At 70.0% G+C, this 24,376-nt stretch carries 22 protein-coding genes; 11 read left to right on the forward strand and 11 right to left on the reverse strand.

The genetic code is table 11. The features are described 5' to 3' along the window. Window positions 1-112 precede the first annotated feature (112 nt). On the forward strand, window positions 113-1,435 hold the full coding sequence (locus CS1GBM4_RS20190; RefSeq protein WP_186420551.1) for an FAD-binding oxidoreductase: 1,323 nt from the start codon (window positions 113-115) through the stop codon (window positions 1,433-1,435). A 3-nt stretch (window positions 1,436-1,438) separates the two neighbouring features. On the opposite strand, the gene argE is transcribed toward CS1GBM4_RS20190, so the two are convergent. Further along, window positions 1,439-2,581, reverse strand: a complete 1,143-nt coding sequence (argE, locus tag CS1GBM4_RS20195) for an acetylornithine deacetylase (RefSeq protein WP_186420552.1) — start codon at window positions 2,579-2,581, stop codon at window positions 1,439-1,441. Window positions 2,582-2,794: 213 nt separating this feature from the next. On the opposite strand from argE, the gene CS1GBM4_RS20200 reads away from it, so the two are divergent. Both CS1GBM4_RS20200 and CS1GBM4_RS20205 read left to right on the forward strand, forming a co-directional pair. Beyond that, window positions 2,795-3,463: a haloacid dehalogenase type II gene (locus CS1GBM4_RS20200; protein WP_186420553.1), complete on the forward strand. Its 669-nt coding sequence runs from the start codon at window positions 2,795-2,797 to the stop codon at window positions 3,461-3,463. A 5-nt stretch (window positions 3,464-3,468) separates the two neighbouring features. Then, complete coding sequence (locus CS1GBM4_RS20205) at window positions 3,469-4,938, forward strand: aldehyde dehydrogenase family protein (RefSeq protein WP_186420554.1); 1,470 nt, start codon at window positions 3,469-3,471, stop codon at window positions 4,936-4,938. 54 nt (window positions 4,939-4,992) lie between these two features. Here CS1GBM4_RS20205 and CS1GBM4_RS20210 read toward each other — a convergent pair whose 3' ends face one another. Further along, on the reverse strand, window positions 4,993-6,003 hold the full coding sequence (locus CS1GBM4_RS20210) for a LysR family transcriptional regulator (protein WP_186420555.1): 1,011 nt from the start codon (window positions 6,001-6,003) through the stop codon (window positions 4,993-4,995). 227 nt (window positions 6,004-6,230) lie between these two features. Here CS1GBM4_RS20210 and CS1GBM4_RS20215 point away from each other — a divergent pair, with 227 nt between their 5' ends. The 6 genes from CS1GBM4_RS20215 to CS1GBM4_RS20240 all read left to right on the forward strand — a co-directional run bounded on the left by CS1GBM4_RS20215 (window position 6,231) and on the right by CS1GBM4_RS20240 (window position 12,257). Next, window positions 6,231-7,316, forward strand: a complete 1,086-nt coding sequence (locus CS1GBM4_RS20215; RefSeq protein ID WP_244607323.1) for an ABC transporter ATP-binding protein — start codon at window positions 6,231-6,233, stop codon at window positions 7,314-7,316. 27 nt (window positions 7,317-7,343) lie between these two features. After that, complete coding sequence (locus CS1GBM4_RS20220) at window positions 7,344-8,048, forward strand: HAD-IA family hydrolase (protein ID WP_186420556.1); 705 nt, start codon at window positions 7,344-7,346, stop codon at window positions 8,046-8,048. Window positions 8,049-8,053: 5 nt separating this feature from the next. Beyond that, window positions 8,054-9,370, forward strand: a complete 1,317-nt coding sequence (locus CS1GBM4_RS20225) for an FAD-binding oxidoreductase (protein ID WP_186420557.1) — start codon at window positions 8,054-8,056, stop codon at window positions 9,368-9,370. 39 nt (window positions 9,371-9,409) lie between these two features. Further along, window positions 9,410-10,465, forward strand: a complete 1,056-nt coding sequence (locus CS1GBM4_RS20230) for an ABC transporter substrate-binding protein (protein WP_186420558.1) — start codon at window positions 9,410-9,412, stop codon at window positions 10,463-10,465. Between the two features lie 140 nt (window positions 10,466-10,605). After that, window positions 10,606-11,475, forward strand: a complete 870-nt coding sequence (locus CS1GBM4_RS20235) for an ABC transporter permease (protein WP_186420559.1) — start codon at window positions 10,606-10,608, stop codon at window positions 11,473-11,475. Further along, window positions 11,472-12,257, forward strand: coding sequence for an ABC transporter permease (locus CS1GBM4_RS20240; RefSeq protein WP_186420560.1), 786 nt, complete (start codon window positions 11,472-11,474; stop codon window positions 12,255-12,257). Before CS1GBM4_RS20235 ends, CS1GBM4_RS20240 begins: the two co-directional genes overlap by 4 nt. Before the next feature lie 131 nt (window positions 12,258-12,388). On the opposite strand, the gene CS1GBM4_RS20245 is transcribed toward CS1GBM4_RS20240, so the two are convergent. Further along, window positions 12,389-13,666: an FAD-binding oxidoreductase gene (locus CS1GBM4_RS20245; protein ID WP_186420561.1), complete on the reverse strand. Its 1,278-nt coding sequence runs from the start codon at window positions 13,664-13,666 to the stop codon at window positions 12,389-12,391. 177 nt (window positions 13,667-13,843) lie between these two features. Here CS1GBM4_RS20245 and CS1GBM4_RS20250 point away from each other — a divergent pair, with 177 nt between their 5' ends. Beyond that, on the forward strand, window positions 13,844-14,719 hold the full coding sequence (locus CS1GBM4_RS20250; RefSeq protein WP_244607324.1) for a GNAT family N-acetyltransferase: 876 nt from the start codon (window positions 13,844-13,846) through the stop codon (window positions 14,717-14,719). A 3-nt stretch (window positions 14,720-14,722) separates the two neighbouring features. Here the strand turns inward: CS1GBM4_RS20250 and CS1GBM4_RS20255 are convergent, their stop codons facing one another. The 8 genes from CS1GBM4_RS20255 to CS1GBM4_RS20290 all read right to left on the reverse strand — a co-directional run bounded on the left by CS1GBM4_RS20255 (window position 14,723) and on the right by CS1GBM4_RS20290 (window position 22,892). Further along, window positions 14,723-15,211, reverse strand: coding sequence for a winged helix-turn-helix transcriptional regulator (locus tag CS1GBM4_RS20255; protein WP_186420562.1), 489 nt, complete (start codon window positions 15,209-15,211; stop codon window positions 14,723-14,725). 105 nt (window positions 15,212-15,316) lie between these two features. Continuing rightward, on the reverse strand, window positions 15,317-16,711 hold the full coding sequence (locus CS1GBM4_RS20260; RefSeq protein ID WP_186420563.1) for an aminotransferase class III-fold pyridoxal phosphate-dependent enzyme: 1,395 nt from the start codon (window positions 16,709-16,711) through the stop codon (window positions 15,317-15,319). A gap of 9 nt (window positions 16,712-16,720) precedes the next feature. After that, on the reverse strand, window positions 16,721-17,164 hold the full coding sequence (locus tag CS1GBM4_RS20265) for an AraC family transcriptional regulator (RefSeq protein WP_186420564.1): 444 nt from the start codon (window positions 17,162-17,164) through the stop codon (window positions 16,721-16,723). Window positions 17,165-17,314: 150 nt separating this feature from the next. Beyond that, window positions 17,315-18,784: an NAD-dependent succinate-semialdehyde dehydrogenase gene (locus CS1GBM4_RS20270; RefSeq protein ID WP_186420565.1), complete on the reverse strand. Its 1,470-nt coding sequence runs from the start codon at window positions 18,782-18,784 to the stop codon at window positions 17,315-17,317. Between the two features lie 12 nt (window positions 18,785-18,796). After that, window positions 18,797-19,723, reverse strand: coding sequence for a glyoxylate/hydroxypyruvate reductase A (locus CS1GBM4_RS20275; RefSeq protein ID WP_186420566.1), 927 nt, complete (start codon window positions 19,721-19,723; stop codon window positions 18,797-18,799). Window positions 19,724-19,743: 20 nt separating this feature from the next. Next, window positions 19,744-20,646, reverse strand: coding sequence for a GNAT family N-acetyltransferase (locus CS1GBM4_RS20280; RefSeq protein WP_210201610.1), 903 nt, complete (start codon window positions 20,644-20,646; stop codon window positions 19,744-19,746). Continuing rightward, complete coding sequence (locus tag CS1GBM4_RS20285; protein WP_186420567.1) at window positions 20,643-21,368, reverse strand: cupin domain-containing protein; 726 nt, start codon at window positions 21,366-21,368, stop codon at window positions 20,643-20,645. Before CS1GBM4_RS20285 ends, CS1GBM4_RS20280 begins: the two co-directional genes overlap by 4 nt. 114 nt (window positions 21,369-21,482) lie before the next feature. Next, window positions 21,483-22,892 carry a PLP-dependent aminotransferase family protein gene (locus CS1GBM4_RS20290; protein ID WP_186420568.1) on the reverse strand — a complete coding sequence of 470 codons (1,410 nt, stop codon included), beginning with the start codon at window positions 22,890-22,892 and terminating at the stop codon, window positions 21,483-21,485. A 163-nt stretch (window positions 22,893-23,055) separates the two neighbouring features. Here CS1GBM4_RS20290 and CS1GBM4_RS20295 point away from each other — a divergent pair, with 163 nt between their 5' ends. Next, on the forward strand, window positions 23,056-24,375 hold the full coding sequence (locus tag CS1GBM4_RS20295; protein WP_186420569.1) for a hydroxymethylglutaryl-CoA reductase, degradative: 1,320 nt from the start codon (window positions 23,056-23,058) through the stop codon (window positions 24,373-24,375). Window position 24,376 lies beyond the last annotated feature (1 nt).

Here is a 24,376-nt window from a genome sequence, read left to right on the forward strand (position 1 = left end):
GCGTGAGCCGGCTCCGGTCAGTCGAGCAATCTGACCGGAGAATCCGTCTTTCACCCCAGTGTAGAGCCCTCAAGCCGCGCCGCCCGTAGCGCGGCTGCCTCGGGAGCGTGCCATGTCGCCGACCATAGAACGAATTGCCAGCAGCGACGCGCTGCCTGCTGCCGCGGACGTCGTCGTCATCGGCGGCGGCATCGTCGGCGCCGCCGCGGCCTACTATCTGGCGCGGCGCGGTCGCTCGGTCGCGCTGGTCGAGAAGGGCGTCGTCGGCGGCGAGCAGTCGAGCCGCAACTGGGGCTGGTGCCGCAAGCAGAACCGCGACGCCCGCGAACTGCCGCTCGCGATCCGCGCCATGGAGCTGTGGGAGACGCTGAGCGAGGAGCTCGGCCGCGACAGCGGCTTCCGGCGCTGCGGCCTGGTCTATGCCACCAACGACGCCGCGCAGCTGGCGCAATGGGAGCGCTGGCGCGAAACGGCCAGGGCTTTCGGCGTCGAGACCAGGATGCTGACCGGGGCGGAAACCGCGGCGATGACCGGCGCCAGCGGCCGCAGCTGGCTCGGCGGCCTGCATTCCGCCAGCGACGGCAAGGCCGAGCCGGCGCTCGCCGCACCGCTGATGGCCGACGGCGCCCGCCGCGCCGGAGCCAGCATCCATCAGGGCTGCGCCGCGCGCGGGCTCGACATCGCCAACGGCGCGGTCACCGGCGTCGTCACCGAGAAGGGCACGATCCGGACCAATGCGGCGGTGCTCGCCGGCGGCGCCTGGGCCTCGGCCTTCTGCCGGCACCACGGCATCGCCTTCCCGCAGGCGAGCATCCGCGTGACCAGCCTGCGGACCGCGCCGGCGCCGGACTTCCTCGACGCCTTCTACACCCCGGAGATCGCGCTGACCCGCCGCCTCGACGGCAGCTACACCGTCGCGATCAGCGGCAAGGGCACGCTCGAGATCACGCCGCAGGGCCTGCGCTATGCCCGCGATTTCCTGCCGATGTTCGTCAAGCGGCTGAAGGCGGTCGAGCTCGGCATCGGCTCGTCCTTCTTCAAGGGGCCGGAAGCCCTCGGCAGCTGGAGGCTCGACGAGGCCAGCCCCTTCGAGGCGATCCGCATGCTCGACCCGGCGCCGAGCCGGCGTGCCATGGCGACGCTGATCGCGCGCGCCCACAGCGTCCTCCCGGCCCTGAAGAGCGTCGCCGTGCGCGAAAGCTGGGGCAGCTACATCGATTCCACGCCCGATGCGGTGCCGGTGATCTCGCCCGTCGCCGGCCTCTCCGGCTTCGTCCTGGCCGCCGGCTTCAGCGGCCACGGCTTCGGCCTCGGCCCCGCCGCCGGCCATCTCGCCGCAGACCTCGCGACCGGCGACACGCCGATCGTCGACCCCCGCCCGTTCAGGCATTCCCGCCTCGTCGACGGCTCCCGCGGCGCGATCGGCGAGTTCTGAGGTTCAGCAGAGCCGGTCGGCGATGCGCGCGATCATCGCCATCACCGCGGCGAGCTCGGCATCGGTGATGTACTCTTCCGGCTTGTGGGCGCGAGCGACATCGCCGGGACCGCAGACGATCGCGGCGATGCCGGCCTGCTGGAACAGGCCGGCTTCCGTGCCGTAGCTGACCGCGGCCTGGCGTGCCTCTCCCGAGACCGCCTCGGCGAAGGCCACCAGCGGATCGGCCTCGGCGAGCGCGAGCGGCGGATATTCGCTGAGGGTCTCGAAGCCGAAGTCGACCCTGTGTCCAGTCGCGGCGGCGTCGCGCCGGATCCGCCCCGCGACATCAGGCAGGAAGCCGAGCAGCGCCGCGGGGTCCTGCCCGGCGATGGCGCGGGCCTCGACGTCGAACACGCATTGCGCCGGCACGACGTTGATGCCGGTGCCGCCCTGGATCACTCCGACCTGGACCGTCGAATAGGGCGGCGCGAAGGCCTCGGCGAAAGGTCCCTGCCGGGCATGGCGCAGTGCCTCCTCATGGATCGCGGCGATGAGGCCGGCGGCATAGTGGATCGCGTTGTCGCCGAGATCGGTGCGCGAGGAATGCCCGGCCTTGCCGTGCACCGTGACGCGCTGGGCGATCTTGCCCTTGTGCGCCAGCACCGGCCGCAGACCGCTCGGCTCGCCGACGATGCAGCCGAGCACCGGCGGGCATAGCTCCGGCAGCCGCGCGATCAGACGGCGCACGCCGACGCAGCCGATCTCCTCGTCATAGGACAGCGCGATGTGGACCGGCCGCGCCAGCTCCCTGCCGACAAGGGCCGGCACGCTGGCCAGCATGCAGGCGGCAAAGCCTTTCATGTCGACGGCGCCGCGCCCGATCAGCCGCTCCCCGTCGCGCCGCAGCCGGAAGGGATCGCCGAGCCAGCCCTCCGGCGGCGCCGGGACGACGTCGAGATGCGCCGAGAGGATGACGCCGCCCGGAGCCTTCGGCCCGATCGTCGCGAACAGATTGGCGCGGTCGCCCTCCGGCCCGGGCACGATCACGCTCTCCACGCCATGGCGCGCGAGATAGGCGCGGACATGCTCGATGATCGCGCCGTTCGGCGTGCGGCAGACGGAGGGAAAGCCGACGAGGTCGGCGAGGACGGTTTCGACGGTCATGAGATTCGCGAGCGAGGTTGGGGCCGGCGACCTTCGGCGAGGCGGCCCGGCCTGTCCATCCTGCCCCGGCACGTCCAGCAATCCATGCCGAAGCATCCCGGCTGATCGGCAGAATCTTCGGTCGCGCCGATCCGATTCCGCCTCCCTGCCCGCAGGCGCACTCTAACCTTCTCACAGCGGCAGACAGCCGTCGCAACCATCGAGAGACAGACGATGAGCAGCTTCCGGCCGAAATTCATCACCTTCGACTGCTATGGCACGCTGACCTATTTCGAGATGGCGCCGGCCGCCCGGCGCGTCTACGGCAGCCGCCTTGCGCCCAAGCAGATGGACGCGTTCTGCGACGATTTCTCGAGCTATCGCCTCGACGAGGTCCTCGGCCCCTGGAAGCCCTACCCGGACGTCGTCCACCGCGCGGTGGAGCGGACCTGCAAGCTGCACGGCATCGCCTACGACCCGGCCGATGCCCAGCGCATCGTCGACGAGGTCCCGGGCTGGGGCCCGCATCCGGACGTGCCGGCCGGTCTCGCCAAGGTGGCGAAGGAGATCCCGCTCGTCATCCTTTCGAACTCGATGACCGACCTGATCCCGCACAACGTCGCCAAGCTCGGCGCGCCCTTCCACGCCGTGTACACCGCACAGGAGGCGCAAGCCTACAAGCCGCGCATGCGCGCCTTCGAATACATGTTCGACATGCTCGGCTGCGGCCCGCAGGACCTGATGCACTGCTCGTCGAGCTTCCGCTACGACCATATGACCGCCTACGACATGAGGATCGCCCGCCGCGTCTTCGTCAACCGCGGCCACGAGCCGTCGAACCCCTATTACAGCACCCACGAGATCAGGGACATCGGCGGCCTGCCGGGCCTTCTGGGGCTCTGAGGTCGATGGCCGATTTCGCGCCCGAATCCGTCGCCTTCGCTGCGGGGCACTATATCGGCGGGGCCAATGTCGGCGATGGCGAGCGCATCCCCGTCGCCCGCCCCTCCGACAGAGTCGACTATGCCGAACTGCCGGTCGCGGATGCCGCGACCGTCGACCGCGCCGTGAACGATGCCGCGCGCGCCGTCCGCGACAGCGGCTGGGCGAGCCGCCCGCCGCGCGAGCGCGCCCGCGCCATGCGCCGCTGGGCCGATCTGATCGAGGCGCGCGCCGAGGAGCTCGGCCGGCTCGAGGCCCTCGGCTCGACCCGGCCGATCGCCCAGGCGGTGACCGGCGACGTCGCCAGTGTCGCCGAAGGCCTCCGCTTCTTCAGCGAATGGGCCGACAAGCTCGGCGGCGAGGTCGCGGCCACACGCACCGACCAGCTCGGCATGATCGTTTCCGAGCCCTATGGCGTCGTCGGCGCGATCACACCGTGGAATTTTCCGCTCAGCATGGCGAGCTGGAAGGTCGGGCCGGCGCTCGCCGCCGGCAACGCCATGGTCCTGAAACCGTCCGAGCTGACCCCGTTCTCGACCGTGCGGCTGGCGCAGCTCGCGGTCGAGGCCGGGATCCCCGCCGGCATCTTCAACGTCGTGCAGGGCACCGGCGCCGTGACGGGCGATGCGCTCAGCCGCCATCCCGGCATCGCCAAGCTCTCCTTCACCGGCTCGACCCGCACAGGCATCGCCGTGATGAAGGCGGCCGCCGAGAGCGGCATCAAGCCGGTCACGCTCGAGCTCGGCGGCAAAAGCCCGCAGCTCGTCTTCGCCGACGCCGATCTCGACAAGGCCGCCGCCTGCATCGCCGGCTCTCTGCTCGCCAATGCCGGGCAGGCCTGCGTCGCCGGCTCGCGCCTGATCGTCCAGGCGCCGGTCGCGGAGGCGCTGGTCGCGGCGCTGCGCAGCCGGCTCTCCTCGGTCACCCCCGGCCCGACCTGGAAGGCCGCGACCGGCTTCGCCCCGATCATCTCCGAGCCGCAGGCGCGGCGCATCGACGCGATCGTGACGCGCAGCCGCGAGCAGGGCGCCGAGATCGTGATGGGCGGCGGGCGGATCGAGGGCCATCACGGCGCCTTCTACCAGCCGACGCTGATCGGTAACGTCCGGGCGGACACGGCGGCGGTACGCGAGGAGATCTTCGGGCCGGTGCTCACCATCCAGACCTTCGTGGACGAGGAGGAGGGCCTCGCTCTCGCCGACCATCCCGAATACGGCCTCGCCGCCGGCATCTACACGCGCGATCTCGGCCGCGGCCTGCGCGCCGTGCGCCGGCTCCAGGCCGGCACCGTCTGGGTCAACCGCTACAGCCGCACGCTCGACTTCATCCTGCCGACAGGCGGCTACAAGAGCTCCGGCATCGGCAAGGACCTCGGCCGCCAGGCGGTCGAGCAGAACCTGCGCCACAAGACGGTGCTGATCGACATTGCGGGCTGAGTTGGCAAGACCGTCATTGCGAGCGCAGCGAAGCAATCCAGGGGCGGCAGCGTTCTACACCCGCCTGGGCTGCTTCGTCGCCGACGCTCCGCGCAATGACGATCCAGCCCCGCTCTGATAACAGGCCTGCATCAGCCGCAGGCCGGGATGGAGCGCGTCGATCGCCTCGATCTCGCCCCTCAGCTCCGCGCCGATCCATCGCCTGATCTCGCGGACCACCGGGCTCGGCGGGCGGTTGCGCGACGTCAGCAGGACGCAGCTGCGCGCGCCAAGGGTCAGCCGGTCGCTGGCCGGCACCAGCGCGCCCGACATCAGCGCATGCGACACCACCGTGATCCAGCCGAAGGCGACGCCCTGGCCGAGCAGCGCCGCCTGCACCACCACGGCATAATCGGACAGGCTCAGCGTCTTGGCCGGCCCCGGCCGTCCGGTGGCGAAGGGCGGATAGCGCCCGGCCCAGTCGAGATCGGAATCGGTCAGATTGATGATGGTGTTGCCCTCGCCGGCCGCGGCGGCCTCCGGCCCGGCACGCCGGTAGCCCGGACTGCAGACGGGCAGCATGACCTCGCGCACCACCATCGCCTCGGCGGGCACGGCTTCGTCGCCGTCGAGGAAGCGCATGCCGAGGTCGACGCTGTCGACCGGCCCGCGCAGCGAACCGGCGATCATCTGGAAGCGCAGGTCGACGTCCGGGAAACGCTTCTGGAAGCGGTCCATGCGCGGCATCAGCCAGTGGGTGGTGAAGGCGGAGGAGACGGAGATGGTCACGATCTCCTTGCCGGCGCGCAATTGCTCGACCTCGACGAGCCCCGCCTCGATGCTGCGGAAGCCGGCCGCGACGCGGCGATAGAGCACCTCGCCCTGCGGGGTGAGCACGGCGCCCTGCCGGCCGCGCTCGAACAGGCGCAGCCCGAGATGGCTCTCGAAGCGCGACAGCATGCGGCTGACCGCGGGCTGCGTGACGTTCAGCTCCTCCGCCGCGCGGGTGAAGCTGCCGCTGCGCGCCGCCGCCTCGAAGACGAAGAGCGCATTGCTCGACGAGACCATGCGGCGCAGCTCTGACATTACATGAAGTTATGCTCCTCCTGATTATTTGGCAATTGCCGGGAGCGCCCGACATCTCGTTTCATGAGGCGTGGATATGGCGGCGGCGACAGCCCGACAGAGGCAAGCGCCGCACGACGGATCTCGCAGCGGCCAAGCGCACCATAAGATCACCTTATAGCGCACCGAAGAATCGGCCTTTGCCTGCGCGCTCCGCCGCTGTCGCTATGTCGCAAAGGGAGTGTGCCATGGCGACAATGGGCGGCGAACGCGTCGAGATCAGGTCCGCGAGCAAGCACTACGGCTCGGTGCGGGCTCTCGACGACGTCTCGCTCGACATCGCCCCGCAGGAATTCGTCTCGCTGCTCGGGCCGTCCGGCTCGGGCAAGACCACCCTGCTCGGCATCCTCGGCGGCTTCATCCAGCCCTCCGGCGGTTCCGTCCATCTCGGCGGACGCGACGTCACCTTCACCCCGCCGCACAAGCGCGACATCGGCATCGTCTTCCAGAACTACGCGCTGTTCCCGCATATGAGCGTCGGCGAGAACGTCGCCTTCCCGTTGCGGGCTCGGCGCCTGCCGAAATCGAGCCATGCCGAGAAGGTCCGCGGCGCGCTCGCCATGGTCGACCTCGCCGGCTACGAGGAGCGCGGCATCGGCCAGCTCTCCGGCGGCCAGCGCCAGCGCGTCGCGCTCGCCCGCGCCATGATCTTCGAGCCGCGCCTGATCCTGATGGACGAGCCGCTCTCGGCGCTCGACAAACAGCTGCGCGAGACCATGCAGATCGAGCTGCGCCAGCTCCACAAGCGGCTCGGGGCGACGATCATCTACGTCACCCACGACCAGCGCGAGGCGCTGACGATGAGCGACCGCGTCGCCATCCTGAAGGACGGCAAGCTGGTTCAGATCGACCGGCCCGAGCGCCTGCACGATCATCCGGCCAACGCCTTCGTCGCCAGCTTCATCGGCGAGGCGACGCTGCTGCCGGTCGCGCGCGTCTCGTCCGACAGCGTCTCGCTCGCCGGCACGGTGTTGAAGAGCGCCCGCCCGATCGCGCCGACCGGCGAGCTCGTGCTCGCCATCCAGACCGAGAAGCTGCTGGTCGAGGACGGCTCCGGCAGCCCCGACCGCAACCGGCTCGAAGCCCGCGTCACCGACATCGTCTTCCAGGGCGAGAGCCTGCGCGTCTTCCTCGCGCTCGACGACGGCACGGCCCTCAGCCTGCGCCAGCCCAGCCATTACGAGGCCGCCCGCCGCATCCCGCCGGTCGGCGAGCGCCTCGCCGTCAGCCTGCACCCGCAGGACACGATCATCGTGCCGAAGACCGGCGCCTGACCCCTCCCCCAGCAGAGACGCAAGACCATGGCCCTCAGCGATTTCAAAGTTCTCACATTCGACGTCGTCGGCACGCTGATCGATTTCGAGAGCGGCGTCCTCGGCGCGGTCCGCCGCCTCGGCGGACCGGCCGCCGCCAAGCTCAGCGACGACGAGATCTTCGCGCCCTATCTCAAGGGCCGCGAGCTGCATTACGAGCGCTCAAGCGAGGTGATGAAGCTCGTCTACATCCACCTCGCCAAGGAGCTCGGCCTGCCGCATGACGAGGCCACGGCCGACGCCTTCCAGCTCGCCATCCTGCGCCACCCCGCCTTCCCGGATTCGGTCGAGGCGCTGGCGCGGCTGCGCAAGCACTACCGGCTGGTGGCGATGACCAACGCGGACCGGCCGAGTTTCGCCTGCTACGCGCACACGCTCGGCAACCCGTTCCACGACAGCGTCACCGCCGACGAGGCGATCCACCCCAAGCCCGATCCGCTGTTCTTCGCCTTCAACCGCGGCCGGCAATCGGCTTTCGGCTACAAGCAGGAGGAGATCCTGCATGTCGCGCAGAGCCAGTATCACGATATCCGCGTCGCCAGGTCACTGGGCTACGCCACCTGCTGGATCGAGCGCCGCCAGGGCCAGAAGGGCTTCGGCGGCACGCCGGCGGTGCCCGAGCTCACCAAGCCCGACTATCATTTCCCGACGCTGAAGGCGCTCGCCGACGCGGTCGAGGCGGAACGGGGCTGATCCGCATGGCGGCTGCGCCGACATCCTGGCAGACCCTCGACGCCGCGCCCTCGCTGTGGCGGGCGACGGCGGCGCCAATGCCGCCCCTGCCGCCGCTCGCCGGCGACGCGCAGGCGGATGTCGTCATCATCGGCGCCGGCTATACCGGGCTCTCGGCGGCCCATCATCTCGCCGCCAGCGGCCTCGCGCCCATCGTGCTCGAGGCGAACGAGCCGGGCTGGGGCGCGAGCGGGCGCAATGGCGGCGTCGTCACCGCCAAGTTCCGCCTGTCCTTCCCGGCCATCGCCGCCAGCCATGGCCGGGACATGGCGAAACGGATGTACGACATCGCCCATGAGGCGACCGACATCGTCGCGGAGCTGGTCGACAGCTGCGGCGTCGCCGATGCCGGACTGACCCGCGCCGGCCAGGTCAAGGCCGCGCACAACCATGAGACGCTGGCCTATGCGGTGAAGGAAGCCGAGTGGCTCCGGGCCGAACTCGGCGACACCACCATGACCGTGCTCGATGCCGCACAGGTGCGCGACGAGACGGGCTCGGCCGGCTTCGTCGGCGGCGTGCTCAACGCCGGCTCGGGCGGCATCCACCCGCTCGCCTATCTGCGCGGCCTCGCCCGCGGCGTGAGCGCGCAGGGCGTCCCCGTCCACAGCCATACGCCGGCGCTCGGCCTCCGGCGCGAGCGCGACGGCGTGCTGGTCGAAACGCCCCGCGGTACGGTGCGGGCGAAGCAGGCGATCGTCGCCACCAACAGCTATTCCGACCTGACCCCGGCGACCCGCGCCTACCAGCGCACGCTGATCCCCTTCCGCAGCGCGATCATCGCGACGGAAAAGCTCTCCCCGAACCTCGCCGCCGGCGTCATGCCGACGCGCCGGACCTACACCGAGACCAAGCGGATGATGCGCTGGTTCCGCATGGTCGACGACCGGATCGTCTTCGGCGGACGTGGCGCCTTCGGCAAGACGGATTCCGCCGCGGCCTTCGCCGCCCTGCACAAGGCGATGGTCGGGATCTTCCCGCAGGTCGCCGACGTGCCGCTCGCCTTCTCCTGGTCGGGCCTGGTGGCGATGACACTCGATTCCGTACCGCATGTCGGGCGCGTCGACGAGCGCGTGCTGACGGCGATGGGCTACAACGGCGCCGGCGTCGCCATGTCGAGCCTGATGGGGCGCTACCTCGCCGCGTTCGCGCGCGGCGAGCGCCCCGATGTCGGGCTGCTCGACATCGGCCGCATGCGGCGCGTGCCCTTCTACCCGCTTCGAGAACCGGCGGTCCGTCTGGTCGCCGGCTGGTACCAGTTTCTGGACGCGATCGGACGGTAGGCCTCGAAGCTCCGATCCAACACAACAGGGGAACAGGACATGGCTAAGAGCTTGAACTTCCGGACCGCCTGCGCCGTCGCGGGCCTCTCCCTCGCGCTGCTCGACCCTGCGCTCGCGGCCGAGCAGATCATGTTCGTCTCGCAGGGCGGCGCCTATCAGAAGGCGCAGACCATCGCGATCCTCGATCCCGCCGCCAAGAAACTCGGCATCACCATCAACCAGGACAGCGTGCCCGACGCCTGGCCGATCATGCGCTCGCAGGTCGCCACAGGTAAGCCGAGCTGGGACGTCGTCGACGTCGCCACCAATTTCTGCCTGCGCGGCGGCGAGCAGGGCATTGTCGAGAAGCTCGACTTCAGCAAGATCCCGAACGCGGCGGCGATGCCGGCCGAATACCGCAGCGACTGGTCCGTCGCCTACGAGTTCTATTCGAGCGTGCTCGGCTACAGCCTGAAGAAGTTCCCGGACGCCGCCTCGGCGCCGAAGACCTGGGCCGATTTCTGGGACGTGAAGAAGTTTCCCGGCCGCCGCTCGCTGCGCAACAACCCGCTCGCGACGCTGGAAGCGGCGCTGATGGCCGACGGCGTCGCGCCCGACAAGCTCTATCCGCTCGACGTCGACCGGGCCTTCAAGAAGCTGGAGGAGATCAAGCCCAACATCACCGTCTGGTGGACCTCCGGCGCCCAGTCGGCGCAATTGCTCAACGATGGCGAGGTCGACATGGTGATGGCCTGGAACGGCCGCATCAGCGCGCTGACCAAGGAAGGCGCCAAGGTCACCTACACCTACAACCAGGGCATCCTGCAGAGCACCTCGCTCTGCGTGCTCAAGGGCGCGCCCAACCTGCCGACGGCGCTCAAATTCCTGAACGAGGCGGTCGACCCGGTGCATCAGGCCAATCTGCCGCTGCATATCGACTACGGCCCGGCCAACCCGAAGGCCTATGACACCAAGGTCATCTCCGAGGCGCGGGCCAAGGAGCTACCGAGCGCGCCGGAGAACGCCAAGGTACAGGCCCTGATGTCCTATGCCTGGTGGACCTCGCCGGCCGGCGAGGCCGCCGAGAAGCGCTGGCTGCAGTTCATGCAGAAATGAGGCTCGTCGTCATTCTCGGGCGAAGCGCAGCGCAGACCCGAGAATGACGACGAGAAGGCGCTTTTCGGCGCTTCTTCCGACCAGAGATGCTCGGGTCAGGCCCGAGCATGACGCGCGAAAGCCGGACATGAGGTGACGAGATGAGCACCAGCGCGATCGACCCCTCCCTTGCCCATCAGCGCCGCGAGCAGGCGCTGATGGCGCTGCTCGCGGCCCCGGCCGTGCTGGTGATCGTCGCGCTGGTAGTGATCCCTGTCGGATGGCTCGCGGCCCAGTCGGTCTACGACAACGGCTTCACGCTGGAGCATTACCGCCGCATCTTCGCCGAAGAGGTCTACTGGCGCAGCTTCGCGCTGACCTTCCGGATCGCGCTGACGGTGACGCTGCTCACCCTCATCCTCGGCTATCCCGTCGCCTATGCGGCGGCCCATGCCAGGCGGCCCTGGAACGTGCTGATCCTGGCCTGCGTGATGCTGCCGTTCTGGACCAGCGTGCTGGTGCGCGCCTATGCCTGGCTCGTGCTGCTGCAGCGCACCGGCGTCGCCAACCAGCTGCTCGAGCGCTTCGGGCTGGTCTCGGAGCCGCTGGCGCTGGTGCACAACGAGCTCGGCACGGTGATCGCGACCGTCCACATCCTTCTGCCCTTCATGGTGCTGCCGCTCTATTCCACCATGCAGAAGATCCCGCGCGAGCTGATGCTCGCCGGCGCCAGCCTCGGCGGCGGCCCGCTCTACAGCTTCCGGCGCATCTTCCTGCCGCTGTCGCTACCGGGCGTCGTCGCCGGGCTCACCCTCGTCTTCGTGCTGACGCTCGGCTTCTACATCACGCCCGAGCTGCTCGGCGGCGGGCGCACCGTGATGATCTCGATGGTGGTGAGCCGCAATGTCGAGCTCTACGCGCAATGGGGCGCGGCCAGCGCCGTCGGCGTCGTGCTGCTCGCCTGCGTGCTCGCGATCTTCGCCGCGGTCGGCCGCATCATCCCGCTCGACAAGATGCTGGGGCAGAAATGAAGACCTCCCTGCTGCCGCGCCTCGCCTTCGGCCTCGTCGTCGGGCTGATCCTGCTCTACCTGATGCTGCCCGTGCTGATCATCGTGCCGATGTCGTTCTCGAGCACGCGCTTCCTGACCTTCCCGCCCCCGGCGCTGTCGCTGCGCTGGTACCAGGAATATTTCGGCAATCCGAACTGGATGCAGGGTACGCGGATGAGCCTGATGCTCGGCGCCCTGACCGTGCTGATCGCGACGCCGCTCGGCACCGCCGCCGCCTATGCGATCAGCAACGCCCAGAACCGGCTGATGCGCTCCCTGCACATGGTGCTGATGCTGCCGCTGATCGTGCCGATCATCATCGTCGCGATCGGCATCTTCTTCGTCTACGCCAAGCTCGGCCTGATCCAGACGCTGACGGGGCTGGTGCTGGCCAATGTCATGCTCGGCCTGCCCTATGTCATCACCTCGGTGGTCGCCGGGCTGCAGAGCTTCGACAAGACGCAGGAGATGGTGGCGCGCAGCCTCGGCATGAACCGCCTGCGCGCCTTCCTCACCGTGACGCTGCCGCAGATCAAGGCCAGCGTCTTCGCCGGCGCCGTCTTCGCCTTCATCTCGGCGATCGACGAAACCATCATCGCGCTCTTCGTCTCGGGCGGGCAGTACCAGACCCTGACCAAGCGCATGTTCACCGCGCTGCGCGACGAGATCGACCCGACCATCGCCTCGATCTCGACCTTGCTGACGGCGGCCTCCTTCCTGCTCGTCCTGCTCGCCATGAGCGGACAGAAGAAGGATGCGTAGCGCAGGCGACGTCATGCTCGGGCTTGACCCGAGCATCTCAGGCCGGACGAGACGCTGACTGGCGCCTTCCTGTCACGAGATTCTCGGGGCTGCGCTTCGCTTCGCCCGAGAACGACGCCCGTCGCCAAGGCTCAATGGCGCCAGTCCTGGTAGCGGTAATACATGCCGACGAAGGGCAGGAACCAGGGCGGGCCGAAATGGCCGGGTACCGCCGGCCAGTCGAGGCCGGCGAAGGGGTTGGCCTTCGCCTCGCCCCCCATCACCCGGGCCATGGCCTGGCCCATATGGACCGACATCTGCGTGCCGTGGCCGCTATAGCCGAGCGCATAGAACAGGCCGTCGCGCTCGCCGGCACGCGGCAGCCGGTCCGCCGTCATGTCGACGAGGCCGCCCCAGCAATAGTCGATGCGGGTGCCGGCCAGTTCGGGGAAGAGCTCCAGCATGCGCGCCTTCAGGATCTCGCCGCTCTTGGCGTCCGAGGCCGGGCTCGACAGGGCGAAGCGCGCCCGCCCGCCGAAGATCAAGCGGTTGTCGGGGGTGAGCCGGAAATAGTTGCCGATGTTCTTCGTCGTCGTCGCGGTCCGCCGCGTCGGCATGATCGCAGCGGCGCGCTCGGGCGAGAGCGGCTCGGTGGCGATGATGAAGCTGCCGACCGGGACGATGCGCCGCCTCAGCCAGGCGAACGGGCCCCGGCGCGAGGCGCCGGTGGCGAGCAGCACCTGCCCCGCCTCCAGCGTGCCGCGGCTGGTGACGACGCGATGGGCCTGGGCGGTCGACCGCTCGAGCCCGGTCACCGCCGCGTTCTCGTGGATCGCCGCGCCGCGCCGCGCGGCCGCCTCGGCGAGGCCGACGCCGAAGCGGCCCATATGCATATGCGCGCTGCGCGGATAGACGAGGCCGCCATGGAAGCCGTCCGAGCCGATCTCGCGGCGCGTCTCGGCCGGCGTCACCACGGCCAGAGTCGGCTCGACCGTGCGCTGCAGCAGGGCGGCGCTCTTCTCCAGCTTGGCGAAGTGCTCCGGCTTGGCGGCGAGCTTGATCTTGCCGGTGCGGACGAAGCCGCAGTCGATCGCCTCGCTCGCGACCAGCGCCTCGACGGTGTCGACGGCGCTGTCGAAGGCCCGGTAAAGCGCGACCGCCCTCTCCTCGCCGAGGCTGGCCGCCAGGCTGCCGAGATCGTGGGCGAGCCCATTGTTGCAGTGCCCGCCATTGCGGCCGGACGCCTCGCCGATCACGCGGCCGGCCTCGAGCACGGCGACGCTCGCGCCCGATTTCGCCAGGGCGAGCGCGGCCGACAGGCCGGTGAAGCCGCCGCCGACAATGGCGACGTCGACCTTGCCGGCGACCGGCGCGCGCGAGCCGGCGGCGAATTCAGGAGCCGTCGCGAGCCAATAGGGTTCGAGCTTCATGGCAGGTCAGTCCCAGCGCTCCGGACAGGGCGGCGAGAGCCGCGCCCGGCCGGCCGAGCCGGCTCCGGGCGTCGAGAATAGCGAGCCGCGCCACGGGTTCTTGGACAATTTTGCAGTTCTCCGCAGCCCGGCGCCTGCCTATAGTCGTGCAGCATTCAAGGAACGAGGCCGGCAACAGTGGCTCACGGTACGGCTCGGCGCCGGCTCGATTACGAGCTCGCCATCAGGCCGATGACAGAGGCGGACATCGCCCAGGCGCACCAGCTCTCCGTCGGCGTCAGCTGGCCGCACCGGCCCGAGGACTGGCGCTTCGTGCTGGAGGTCGGGTACGGCTTCGTCGCCTGCGACGCGATCGGCCGGGTCCTGGCTTCGGCGATGTGGTGGCCCTTCGGGCCGCACTTCGCCACGGTGGGCATGGTCATCACCTCCCCGCGCCTGCAGATGCAGGGCGCCGGACGCCGGCTAATGGACACGATCTTCGAAGAGGCGGGCGCTCGCGACCTCCGGCTCAACGCGACGCGGGCGGGCTACCGCCTCTACCGCTCGCTCGACTTCCAGCCGATCGGCCGCATCTTCCAGCATCAGGGCCGCGTCCAGGCACCGGCCGGGGCCGCGCCCGGCGGATTCGCCATCCGTCCGGCGACCGCCGCCGACGGCGAGGCGATCGCGCGGCTCGACGCCGACGCTTATGGCGCCGACCGCTCGCGCGTCATAGCCGCGCTGATGAAGCTCGCGACGGGAACGGTGGTCGAGCGCGACGGCGCGCTCGTCGGCTTCGCCCTCTGCCGCCGCTTCGGCCGCGGCCATGTCGTCGGCCCGATCGTCGCCGAAAGCGACGAGGCTGCGATCGCCCTCGTGCATCCGCATGTGCTCGCTCATGACGGCCAGTTCCTGCGCGTCGACACCGCCCAGGAACAGGGCAGGTTCGGCGGCTTCCTCGAAGAGTGCGGCATGACCGTCTTCGATACCGTGACGACGATGGTCAGGGGCCGCAATCACGGCCCGCGGGGCGCGGCGCGGACCTTCGGGCTGGTCACCCAGGCGCTCGGCTGAGCCCTACAGGTCGAACAGCACCGGCAGGGGATAGCCCGGCTTCTGGATCGGCGACTTGATGACGATGTAGCTGAAGTATTTGGAGATGCCGATATTGCGGTCGAGCAGCGTCTCGATCAGCGACTGGTAATGCGTCAGCCCGCGCGTGACGAATTTGACGAGATAGTCGTAGCCGCCGCTGACCATGTGGCACTCGATCACCTCGTCGACGCGCCTGAGCGCCGTCTCGAAGCGGATGAAATATTCCTTGGTGTGGTCGGCCAGGGTGATCTCGGTGAAGACGGTGATGGTCTCGCCGAGCTTCTGCAGGTTGATGGTCGCGCCGTAGCCGGAAATGAAGCCGGCCTGTTCCAGCCGCTTCACCCGCAGCAGGCACGGGCTCGGCGACAGGCCGACCGCATCGGCGAGGTTGACGTTCGTGATCCTGCCGTTGTTCTGCAGCTCGATCAGGATCTTCATGTCGATGCGGTCGAGCCGCACACCCGGTGTCACGACGAGGGCCTCATGCCTTGGCTGCCTCTTGCGGAATCGGCCCCGCGAAGCGTGCCCGAACCGGCATCAGACTAGTCGTTCGATGCGGTCCGGGCCAAGCATGGATCATGCCGCCTTTGCGGTTTTCAACGCCGCCGCCACCTCCGGCAGCGCCATGACCTCGTCCAGCGTCTTGCGCAGCCTGGTGACGATCAGGTCGATCTCGGCCTCGCTGCAGGACAGCGGCGGGGCAAGGCCGATGATGTCGTCGGCGAAAGCGCGGAAGATGACGCCATTGGCATAGCCGCGGGCAAAGAGGTGGTCGGACAGCTTCACCTCGCGCGGCAGCTTCTGCTTCGTCGCCTTGTCGGCGACCAGCTCGACGCCGGCGAGCAGGCCGCGTGCCCTGACCTCGCCGACGAGCGGGTGGTCGGCGAGCGTCGCCAGGCGCTCCTCGAAATAAGCCCCGACGCGCTGGCCGTTGGCGAGGATGCCGCCCTCATCGTAGAGCCGCAGCACCTCGAGCGCCACGGCGGCGCTGACCGGATGGCCGGAATAGGTGTAGCCATGGCCGACCGGGCCGCCGGCCGGGGCGTTGTCGGCGATGGCGCGATAGACCTTCTCGCCGAGCGCAAGCGCGCCGAGCGGCGCATAGCCGGAGGTCAGCCCTTTCGCCATGGTCATCATGTCGGGCACGACGCCTTCGGCCTCGCAGGCGAACAGCGGGCCGGTGCGGCCGAAGCCGGTGATGACCTCGTCGGCGACGAAGAGGATGTCGAGCTCGGCCGCCGTCTCGCGCATCGCTCTGAGCCAGCCCTTCGGCGGCACGATGACGCCGCCCGAACCGATCACCGGCTCGCAGAAGAAGGCCGCGACGTTCTCGGCGCCGAGCTCGGCGACCTTGGCGCGCAGCGAGGCGACGCTGGCCGCGATCACCGCGGCATCGCCCGAGCCCGTCGGGTTGCGATAGGCATAGGGCGGGGCGACGTAGTGATGCACATGCGCCGGAAAGTCGAAGCCGGCATGGAAGGCCGGCAGCGCCGTGACGCCCGCGCCGGTCGAGCTCGAACCGTGATAGCCACGCTCGAGCGAGAGGATCGCCTTCTTCGTCGGCTGGCCGGTGACGTTGTAGTAGAACTGGATCAGACGCAGCGCGCTGTCGACGGCGTCCGAACCGCCGAGCGAAAAATAGATGTGGTCGAGATCGCCGGGGGTGAGCTCGGCGAGCTTGGCGGCGAGCCGGATCGCCGGCTCGCTGCCGAAGCTGAAATAGCCGGTGGCGTAGGGCAGCTCGCGCATCTGGCGGGCAGCGGCCTCGACGATGCTGTCATGGCCGTAGCCGACATTGACGCACCAGAGGCCGGCGAAGCCGTCGATCAGCTCATGGCCGTCGCTGTCGGTGACGAAGGCGCCCTTGGCCGATTTCATCACGGTGACGCCGCGTTTTTCGTGGCCGGCCCAGTTGGCGACCGGGTGGACCCAATGGCGACGGTCGAGAGCTTCGAGGGAGTTGACGCTCATGGCAGAACCTCAGACGGGACGTGGGCTTGGAAGGTTGGAGAAGGGCGCGGCCGGCGGACAGGCGATCCGTCCGTGTCGCGGCCGCGCGGCCTGCGTCTGCTCGCGCAGATAGCGGCCGGGGGTCAGGCCGTAGACGCTCTTGAAATGGCGCGAGAGATGGCTCTGGTCGAAAAAGCCGGCCTCCAGCGCGGCCTGGGCCGCCGGGACGCCATCGGCGAGCAGGGTGCGCGCATAACGCACGCGCTGCCGGCAGACGAAGCGATGCGGCGTCACCCCGACCTGACGGCGAAAGACGGTGACGAAGCGGCAGACGCTGAGGCCGGCCAGAGCCGCCAGATCGTCGAGATAGAGAGCCTCGGTGAAATGCCGCTCGATATGGGCCAGCGCCCGCCGGATGCCGGGGCTCGTCGGCTCCGGAGCCCGGACGGCGAGGCTTGAAACAGACTGGAGCATATGAACCGCCTCGACCTCCGCTGACGGCGTGACGCCTGTCGCAGAGGCTAGGAGCGGCCGGCCGGGCAGTGCGGCGGCTTTGGCGTGCCGCTTTGGTATGCCCTGCCCAATTGCGGCGCGCGATCGGCAGATCGTGCTTCGGCCGACAGCTCAGGCGGGTTTCAGCCCGCCGATATGGAAGCTCTTCAGCTCGAGATATTCCTCGATGCCGGTCGCGCCGCCCTCGCGGCCGATGCCCGACTGCTTGATGCCGCCGAAAGGCGCCACCTCCATCGAGACCGAGCCGGTGTTGAGGCCGACCATGCCGAACTCCAGTCGCTCGCCGACGCGCCAGGAGCGATTGAGGTCCTGCGTGTAGAAATAGGCGGCGAGCCCATAGGGCGTACCGTTGGCGATCTCGATCGCCTCGTCCTCGTGCTTGAAGCGGAACAGCGGCGCCACCGGGCCGAAGGTCTCCTCATTGGCGAGCCGCATGCGCGTGGTCGCGCCGGTCAGCACCGTCGGTACGACGAAACGGGACGCCTCGACCTCGCCCTCAGCCGCGGCCAGCCTGGTCGCGCCGAGCGCGAGCGCGTCGTCGAGATGCGCGTGGACCTTCTCGACCGCCGCCGCATTGATCAGCGGGCCGATGGTGACGCCCGCCTGCCGCCCGTCACCGACCCGCATCGCCGCAACCGCCCGAGCGAGCCGGTCGGCGAAGGCGTCGTGGATGCCGTCCTGGACGAGGATGCGGTTGGCACAGACGCAGGTCTGGCCGGCATTGCGGAACTTGCTGGCGATGGCCCCGGCCACGGCGGCGTCGAGATCGGCGTCGTCGAAGACGATGAAGGGCGCGTTGCCGCCGAGCTCGAGGCTCAGCCGCTTCAGCGTGTCCGAGCATTGCCGCATCAGGAGCGCGCCGACCCGGGTCGAGCCGGTGAAGGAGAGCTTGCGCACGACGGGGTTCTGCGTCAGCGCCGCGCCGATTCCCTGCGGCAGGCCGGTGACGATGTTGACGACGCCGGGCGGGAATCCGGCCCGCTCAGCCAGCACGCCGAGCGCCAGCGCCGAATAGGGCGTGAGCTCCGAGGGCTTGACCACGATCGGGCAGCCGGCGGCGAGCGCCGGCGCACATTTGCGGGTGATCATCGCATTGGGGAAGTTCCAGGGCGTGATCGCCGCGGAGACGCCGACAGGCTCCTTCAGCACGAGGATGCGCCGGTCGGCGGTCGGCGCCGGCACGGTGCCGCCATAGACGCGCCGCGCCTCCTCGGCGAACCATTTGACGAAGCCGGCGCCGTAGAGCACCTCGCCCTCGGCTTCCGCGAGAGGCTTGCCCTGCTCGGCCGTCATGATGCGGGCGAGATCGGCGCGGTGCTCCAGCATCAGATCGTGCCAGCGCTCCAGCAGGGCCGCGCGCTCGGCCGCCGGACGTGCCTTCCAGGCCGGGAACGCCGCCTCCGCGGCGGCGATCGCCGCGTTCGTCTCGGCTTCGCCGCAGGCCGGAATCGTGCCGATCTGAACACCGGTCGCCGGATCGCGCACCGGCAGCTCCTCACCTGAGGCGGCGGCAACCCACTCACCGCCGATCAGGGCACGCCCCACCAGGAGGTCGCGATCTTGCAGGGACAAGGCCGTCATTGGCTGCTCCGTTCAATAGCCGCGCTGGCGGTCGATCAGGCCGATCAGAGGCTCGCCCGCCCGGTGGCGCCTCAGGTTCTCGATGATCGCGTCGAGCGAGGCCTCCGAGCGCGAGCGGCTGGCGATATGCGGGGTGATCAGCACCTTCGGGTGGACCCAGAGCGGGTGCCCGGCCGGCAGCGGCTCGGGCTCGCAGACATCGAGCACCGCCGCCGCGAGCTGGTCGCTGTCCAGCGCCGCCAGCAGCGCCTGCTGATCGAGGTGGCCGCCCCGGCCGGCATTGACCAGCATCGCGCCGCGCGGCAGCCGGGCGAACAGCTCGGCGCCGAGCAGGCCGCGCGTCGCGTCGGTCAGCGGCAGCAGGCAGACGAGGATGTCGGTGCGGGCCAGGAAATCCGGCAGTTCCGCATCGCCCGCGAAAGCGGAGACGCCCTCGACCTGATGGCGCGAGCGGCTCCAGCCGGCCACATCGAATCCGAAGCCGGCGAGCGCGCGCGCGCAGGCCTTGCCGAGCGCGCCGAGCCCGAGGATGCCGACGCGGCGCTCGAAGGCCGGCCGGATCCTGAGCGGCGCCCAAGCCTGGCTCCGTTGCGCCGCGATATAGGGCACGAGGTCGCGATGCAGCGCCAGCACCGCCATGGTGACGTATTCGACCATGCTGTCGACGAGGCCCGGCTCGATCATCCGCACGATCGGCAGACCGGGCGGCAGATCGGCCAGGTTCAGCTGGTCGACCCCGGCACCGACGGAAAACAGCACCTCGAGATTCGGGAACAAGCCGCGCAGGTCGTCCGGCGGGATCCAGGCCGCGAGGTAGCGGATATCGGCGGGATCGCCGATATCCGGCCAGACCCGGAACGGCAGCTCCGGCGCCTTCACCGCCAGCAGCCTCGTCCATTCACCGGCGCGCTCGGCGTCGGATTTGAGCAGCAGGGTCACGTCCAAACCTCCAGCCGGGCTCAGCCGAGCGCCTGATTGATCAGCGCGTGCAGGCGCGCCGGGCCCGCCGCCTCCGGCTTGTCGCCGCGCACCATCGTGGTGACGTCTCCGGCAGGAGCAAGGCCGCAGCGTTCCAGCCAGGCGCCGAGCGGCGAGCCGACCTGCAGATCGATACGCATGAAGCGGCCTTCCCGGCCATGAAGCCAGCAGGCGATGAGGGCGCGGGCATCGCTCTCGCTCTCCGCCACCACGGGGCCGACGACATCGCCGCGGCCGAAAGCGCGCAGCATGCTGAAGCCGACCGGCCGCCCGTTCCTTTCCAGGACGACGCAGTCGGCGCAGCGCAGCAGCGCGGCGAGGGTCGGCCCGCGCTCGAGCCCGCTCGCCGCGCGGTCGAGCTGCTCGATCACCGGCAGATCGGCGGCGCCGCCGGGGCGCAGCCGCTCGCCCGCGCCGAGGACCGGCGCGGCGACGGCGAGGACATGGCCGTGCTGCTGGCGCACGTCGTGCAGCGGCCGGAAGCCGCAGCGCTCGTAGAGCGGAGCACCCGCCGTGGTGGCGTTGAGCATCAGCGAGCGCTCGCCCGCCTGCGCGAGCAGCGCCTGCATCAGCCGCTTGCCGATGCCGGCTCCCTGCTCCTCCGGGGCGACGATGATCAGCCCCAGCGTGGCGTGGCTCTCGCCATACGGCCAGCACAGCGCCGAGGCGACGATCCGGCCGTCGCGTATCCCGACGACGCCCCGGCCGAGGCCGATCACGAACTCCCAGTCCTCGCGGCGATGCGGCCAGCCGACACGGCGCGACAGCTCGGCACAGGACGGGGCGTCGCCGGCCTCGATCGCACGCAGGGCGACCTGTTCCGGAGGCCCGCCTTCCGTCGCCCGGCGCTCCTCGCCGGACGCTGCGAGCAGAGACGCGCTCACGCGGCGACCTCCTGAACGACATAGATCTTCGCCACGTGCTCGTCATTGGTCCAGGCGCACGGGACGCCATGGGGAACGAACACCGTCTCTCCCGCCCCGATCCGGACCGGGCGCCCGTCCGCGCCGGTCAGCGTGACGCTGCCGGCGAGGACGTGCATCAGCTCGTTGACGCGATGCGGGCGCGAGACGCGCCGATAGGGCGTCGAGTCCCAGATGCCGGCCCGCAGGCGCATCGCCTCGTCGGTGAAGGCGTTGAAGCTGCGGCATTGCGGCGCCGGCCCCTCCAGGAGCTCGATCGGCGGCGGCGACGAGGGCGAGAGGACCGCGTCCTCCGGCAGCTCGGTCAGCCCGGGAGCGGCGGAGGCGAGGCCCGTCCCGGCGCAGAAGGCCCAGCGCGTGCCGGGCGCCGCCTCGAAGCGCAAGGCCGTGCCGCGCGCGATCACGACCCCTTGGCCGGGCGAGAGCTCCCGCCTGCCTCCCTCCGCGGACGACAGGATGAGGCGGCCGCCGGTGACGACGAGGATCTCGGTGTGCGGGAAATCCTCGCACTCGCCCACTCCCGAAACGGCGACCTGCCCGGCCGCGAGAGCGTCAGGGCCGCTCCAGGCGACCTCGCGGCCCGCCGCGAACGGATCACCGCCGGACAGCGCCGCACCACCGGAATGGGCACCGGCCCGGCCAGCGACGGGAGGGTTCGGGAGCAGGATCGAAAAGGCCGGCATGCGCAGCATCTCCGTAGTGAAGCAGCTCCGGGCTACGGCAAATGCCCGCGCCCGGATTGGAGGAAATTGTCAGCAGGGCGGTCCCGCCCGCCCGGAGGCCGGCGCGCTTGGGCGCTATCGGGCGCGATCGAGCTCGGCCTGGAGAAAGGCCCTGAAGGCGGGGTCGTCGGCATAGGCGACGTTGACCCGCATCCCGGCCGCTCTCGAGCCGCCGTCGAAATGGCGCCGGTCGGGCATGAAGACGGTGCCTGGGGCGATGAAGATGCCCTGTTCCGAGGCCCGGCGCGCCAAAGCGAGGTCGTCCAGGCCCGGCGGCAGTTCGACCCAGAGATAATAGCCGCCGCCCTGCCGCGCGAAGACCGGCAGGCCGAGGCGCTCCAGCCCGCCGAGGGCATTGCCCGTCGCCTTGCCGATCCGCTCCTTCAGGCGCTTGAGATGGTGGCGGTACTGGCCGCTGGCGATCAGGTCGCTGACCAGCCGCTCGAGATAGCCTGAGGAGTTGACCACGGTCAGCATCTTCATGTCACCGAGGGAGCGGGCGAGCGCCGGGCTCGCCGCGACATAGCCGATGCGCAGACTCGCCGAGAGCGTCTTGGAGAAGGTGCCGAGATAGATCACCCGCTCCAGCTGATCGAGCGCGGCGAGCCGCGGCGCGCTCCCCGGCATCACGTCGGCGAAGGGGTCGTCCTCGACGATGGTGAGATCGTGGTGAGCCGCGATCTGCAGCAGGCGGTGGGCGACCGGCAGGGCGATCGAGCCGCCGGTCGGATTATGCGCCAGCGACTGGGTGAAGAAGACCTTCGGCCGATGCCGCGTGATCTGGGCGGCGAGATCGTCGAGGTCCGGCCCCTCGGCGAGACGCCTGACGCCGGCGATCTCGATGCGGGCCAGCTTGAGCTTGCCGAAGAGCGGATAATAGCCGGGGCTGTCGACCAGGACCGTGTCGCCGGGCTGGAGCAGCTGACGGATGATCAGGTCGAGGGCATGGTTGGCGCCGAAGGTCATCAGGATCTGCCCCGGCGAGACCTGGATCGAGCGCTCCGCCAGCATCAGCCCGATCTGGGCGCGCAAGGGCGCGTAGCCGACCGGATCGCCATAGCCGTGCTCGATCGGCAGGTCGCCCTTGCCGCCGCGGACACGCAGATGCCGGCCGAGCTCGGAATCCTCCATCCAGGAGCGCGGGGGGCGGCCGTCGCCGACGCGCACCGGATGCACCTGGCAGAGCTGCTCGCGCAGCAGCGAGACGATGTCGACCGCCTCGGTCATGTGCGGCGGAGGCAGCTCGCTCGGCCGCTGCCCCGGCGCGCGGACATAGAAGCCGGCGCCGCGACGGGCCTCGAGGCGGCCGCTGGCGACCAGCCGGTCGTAGACCTCGACCATGGTGTTCTTCGAGACGCCGTATTCGCCGGCCGCCAGGCGCAGCGAGGCCATGCGCCGCCCGGGCTGGAGCAGCCCCTCGTCGATCATCCGGCCGATCCGGGCGACGATCGCGCCGGTGCGGTTGCTGTCGGCCTGTTCGTCCATCACTCCTCCCGTCTGTACCAGCCTATCAACTGGTACAGAGAATGGGACATTGCGGAAATTGTGCCTTGCCGCTCTTCCGCGATTGTCCGAGCTTGTCAACCGAAGAAGCGCCGCGGCGGACAGCCCGGCGCAGAACGACACCCCGGCTGGGGGAGGAAACGACATGAGGACGGCCGAGGCGCGCGGCGCCGCCGCGCGCGACGTGAATTCGCGCATCGAGAACTACCGCAATCTGAGCTGCGCCGAGCGCCTGGCCCAGGCCGTCGCCGCGGCCGGCCTGTCCGATGCCGACCGCGCCCTGCCGGCGCAGCCCGGCGCGCTGCCGCTCGCCCTCGCCAACGGCATGATCGAGAACGTCGTCGGCACCTTCGAGCTGCCGCTCGGCATCGCCACCAACTTCACGGTCAACGGCAGGGACTACCTGATCCCGATGGCGGTGGAGGAGCCCTCCGTCGTCGCCGCCGCCTCCTATATGGCGCGGATCGCGCGCGGCTCCGGCGGTTTTCGCACCTCGAGCGACCGCCCGATCATGCGGGCGCAGGTCCAGCTGCTCGGCGTCGGCGATCCTGAAGGCGCGCGCCACAAGCTGCTGGCGGCAGAGGCCGAGATCGTCGCCGCCGCCAATGCCAGGGACAAGGTGCTGATCTCGCTCGGCGGTGGCTGCCAGGGCATCGAGGTCCATGTCTTCCCGCAAACGCCGCGCGGGCCGATCGTCGTCATGCACCTGCTGGTCGACGTGCGCGACGCGATGGGCGCCAACACCGTCAACACCATGGCCGAGACGGTGGCGCCGATCGTCGAGCGCATTACCGGCGGCACGGTGCGCCTGCGCATCCTGTCGAACCTCGCCGACCTCCGGCTGGCACGCGCCAGCGTCACCATCCCGGAGGCGGCGCTGGCGACCAGGGAATTCTCCGGCCGCCGCATGATCGACGGCATGCTCGACGCCTACACCTTCGCCGCGATCGACCCCTACCGCGCCACGACCCACAACAAGGGCATCATGAACGGCATCGACCCGGTGGTGGTCGCGACCGGCAATGACTGGCGCGCCATCGAGGCCGGAGCTCATGCCTATGCCGCCCGCAGCGGCCGCTACACCTCGCTGACGACCTGGGAGGAGGACCGCGACGGCAATCTCGTCGGCTCGATCGAGATGCCGATGGCGCTCGGCCTGGTCGGCGGGGCGACCAAGACCCATCCGCTGGCGCAGTGGGCGCTGCGGCTGCTCGGCGTGACCAGCGCCCAGGAGCTGGCCGAGGTCACCGTCGCGGTCGGCCTGGCCCAGAACATGGCGGCGCTGCGGGCGCTGGCGACCGAAGGCATCCAGCGCGGCCACATGGCGCTGCATGCCCGCAACATCGCCATCGTCGCCGGGGCCGAGGGCGCCGAGATCGAGGCGATCGCCGCCGAGCTCGCCCGCAGCCACGATGTCCGCGTCGACCGGGCGCGCGAGCTGCTGGCGCAGCGGCGCAAAGGCTGAC

Source organism: Allobosea sp. CS1GBMeth4, from assembly GCF_900185715.1.
Classification (GTDB): domain Bacteria; phylum Pseudomonadota; class Alphaproteobacteria; order Rhizobiales; family Beijerinckiaceae; genus Allobosea.

Coding starts and splice junctions, on each gene's coding strand:
- CS1GBM4_RS20210 (WP_186420555.1), bottom strand. CDS start 6,003: ATGTCAGAGCTGCGCCGCATGGTCTCGTCGAGCAATGCGCTCTTCGTC.
- CS1GBM4_RS20215 (WP_244607323.1), top strand. CDS start 6,231: ATGGCGACAATGGGCGGCGAACGCGTCGAGATCAGGTCCGCGAGCAAG.
- CS1GBM4_RS20265 (WP_186420564.1), bottom strand. CDS start 17,164: ATGCTCCAGTCTGTTTCAAGCCTCGCCGTCCGGGCTCCGGAGCCGACG.
- CS1GBM4_RS20200 (WP_186420553.1), top strand. CDS start 2,795: ATGAGCAGCTTCCGGCCGAAATTCATCACCTTCGACTGCTATGGCACG.
- CS1GBM4_RS20290 (WP_186420568.1), bottom strand. CDS start 22,892: ATGGACGAACAGGCCGACAGCAACCGCACCGGCGCGATCGTCGCCCGG.
- CS1GBM4_RS20285 (WP_186420567.1), bottom strand. CDS start 21,368: ATGCCGGCCTTTTCGATCCTGCTCCCGAACCCTCCCGTCGCTGGCCGG.
- CS1GBM4_RS20190 (WP_186420551.1), top strand. CDS start 113: ATGTCGCCGACCATAGAACGAATTGCCAGCAGCGACGCGCTGCCTGCT.
- CS1GBM4_RS20230 (WP_186420558.1), top strand. CDS start 9,410: ATGGCTAAGAGCTTGAACTTCCGGACCGCCTGCGCCGTCGCGGGCCTC.
- CS1GBM4_RS20205 (WP_186420554.1), top strand. CDS start 3,469: ATGGCCGATTTCGCGCCCGAATCCGTCGCCTTCGCTGCGGGGCACTAT.
- argE (WP_186420552.1), bottom strand. CDS start 2,581: ATGACCGTCGAAACCGTCCTCGCCGACCTCGTCGGCTTTCCCTCCGTC.
- CS1GBM4_RS20235 (WP_186420559.1), top strand. CDS start 10,606: ATGAGCACCAGCGCGATCGACCCCTCCCTTGCCCATCAGCGCCGCGAG.
- CS1GBM4_RS20270 (WP_186420565.1), bottom strand. CDS start 18,784: ATGACGGCCTTGTCCCTGCAAGATCGCGACCTCCTGGTGGGGCGTGCC.
- CS1GBM4_RS20245 (WP_186420561.1), bottom strand. CDS start 13,666: ATGAAGCTCGAACCCTATTGGCTCGCGACGGCTCCTGAATTCGCCGCC.
- CS1GBM4_RS20260 (WP_186420563.1), bottom strand. CDS start 16,711: ATGAGCGTCAACTCCCTCGAAGCTCTCGACCGTCGCCATTGGGTCCAC.
- CS1GBM4_RS20220 (WP_186420556.1), top strand. CDS start 7,344: ATGGCCCTCAGCGATTTCAAAGTTCTCACATTCGACGTCGTCGGCACG.
- CS1GBM4_RS20225 (WP_186420557.1), top strand. CDS start 8,054: ATGGCGGCTGCGCCGACATCCTGGCAGACCCTCGACGCCGCGCCCTCG.
- CS1GBM4_RS20295 (WP_186420569.1), top strand. CDS start 23,056: ATGAGGACGGCCGAGGCGCGCGGCGCCGCCGCGCGCGACGTGAATTCG.
- CS1GBM4_RS20240 (WP_186420560.1), top strand. CDS start 11,472: ATGAAGACCTCCCTGCTGCCGCGCCTCGCCTTCGGCCTCGTCGTCGGG.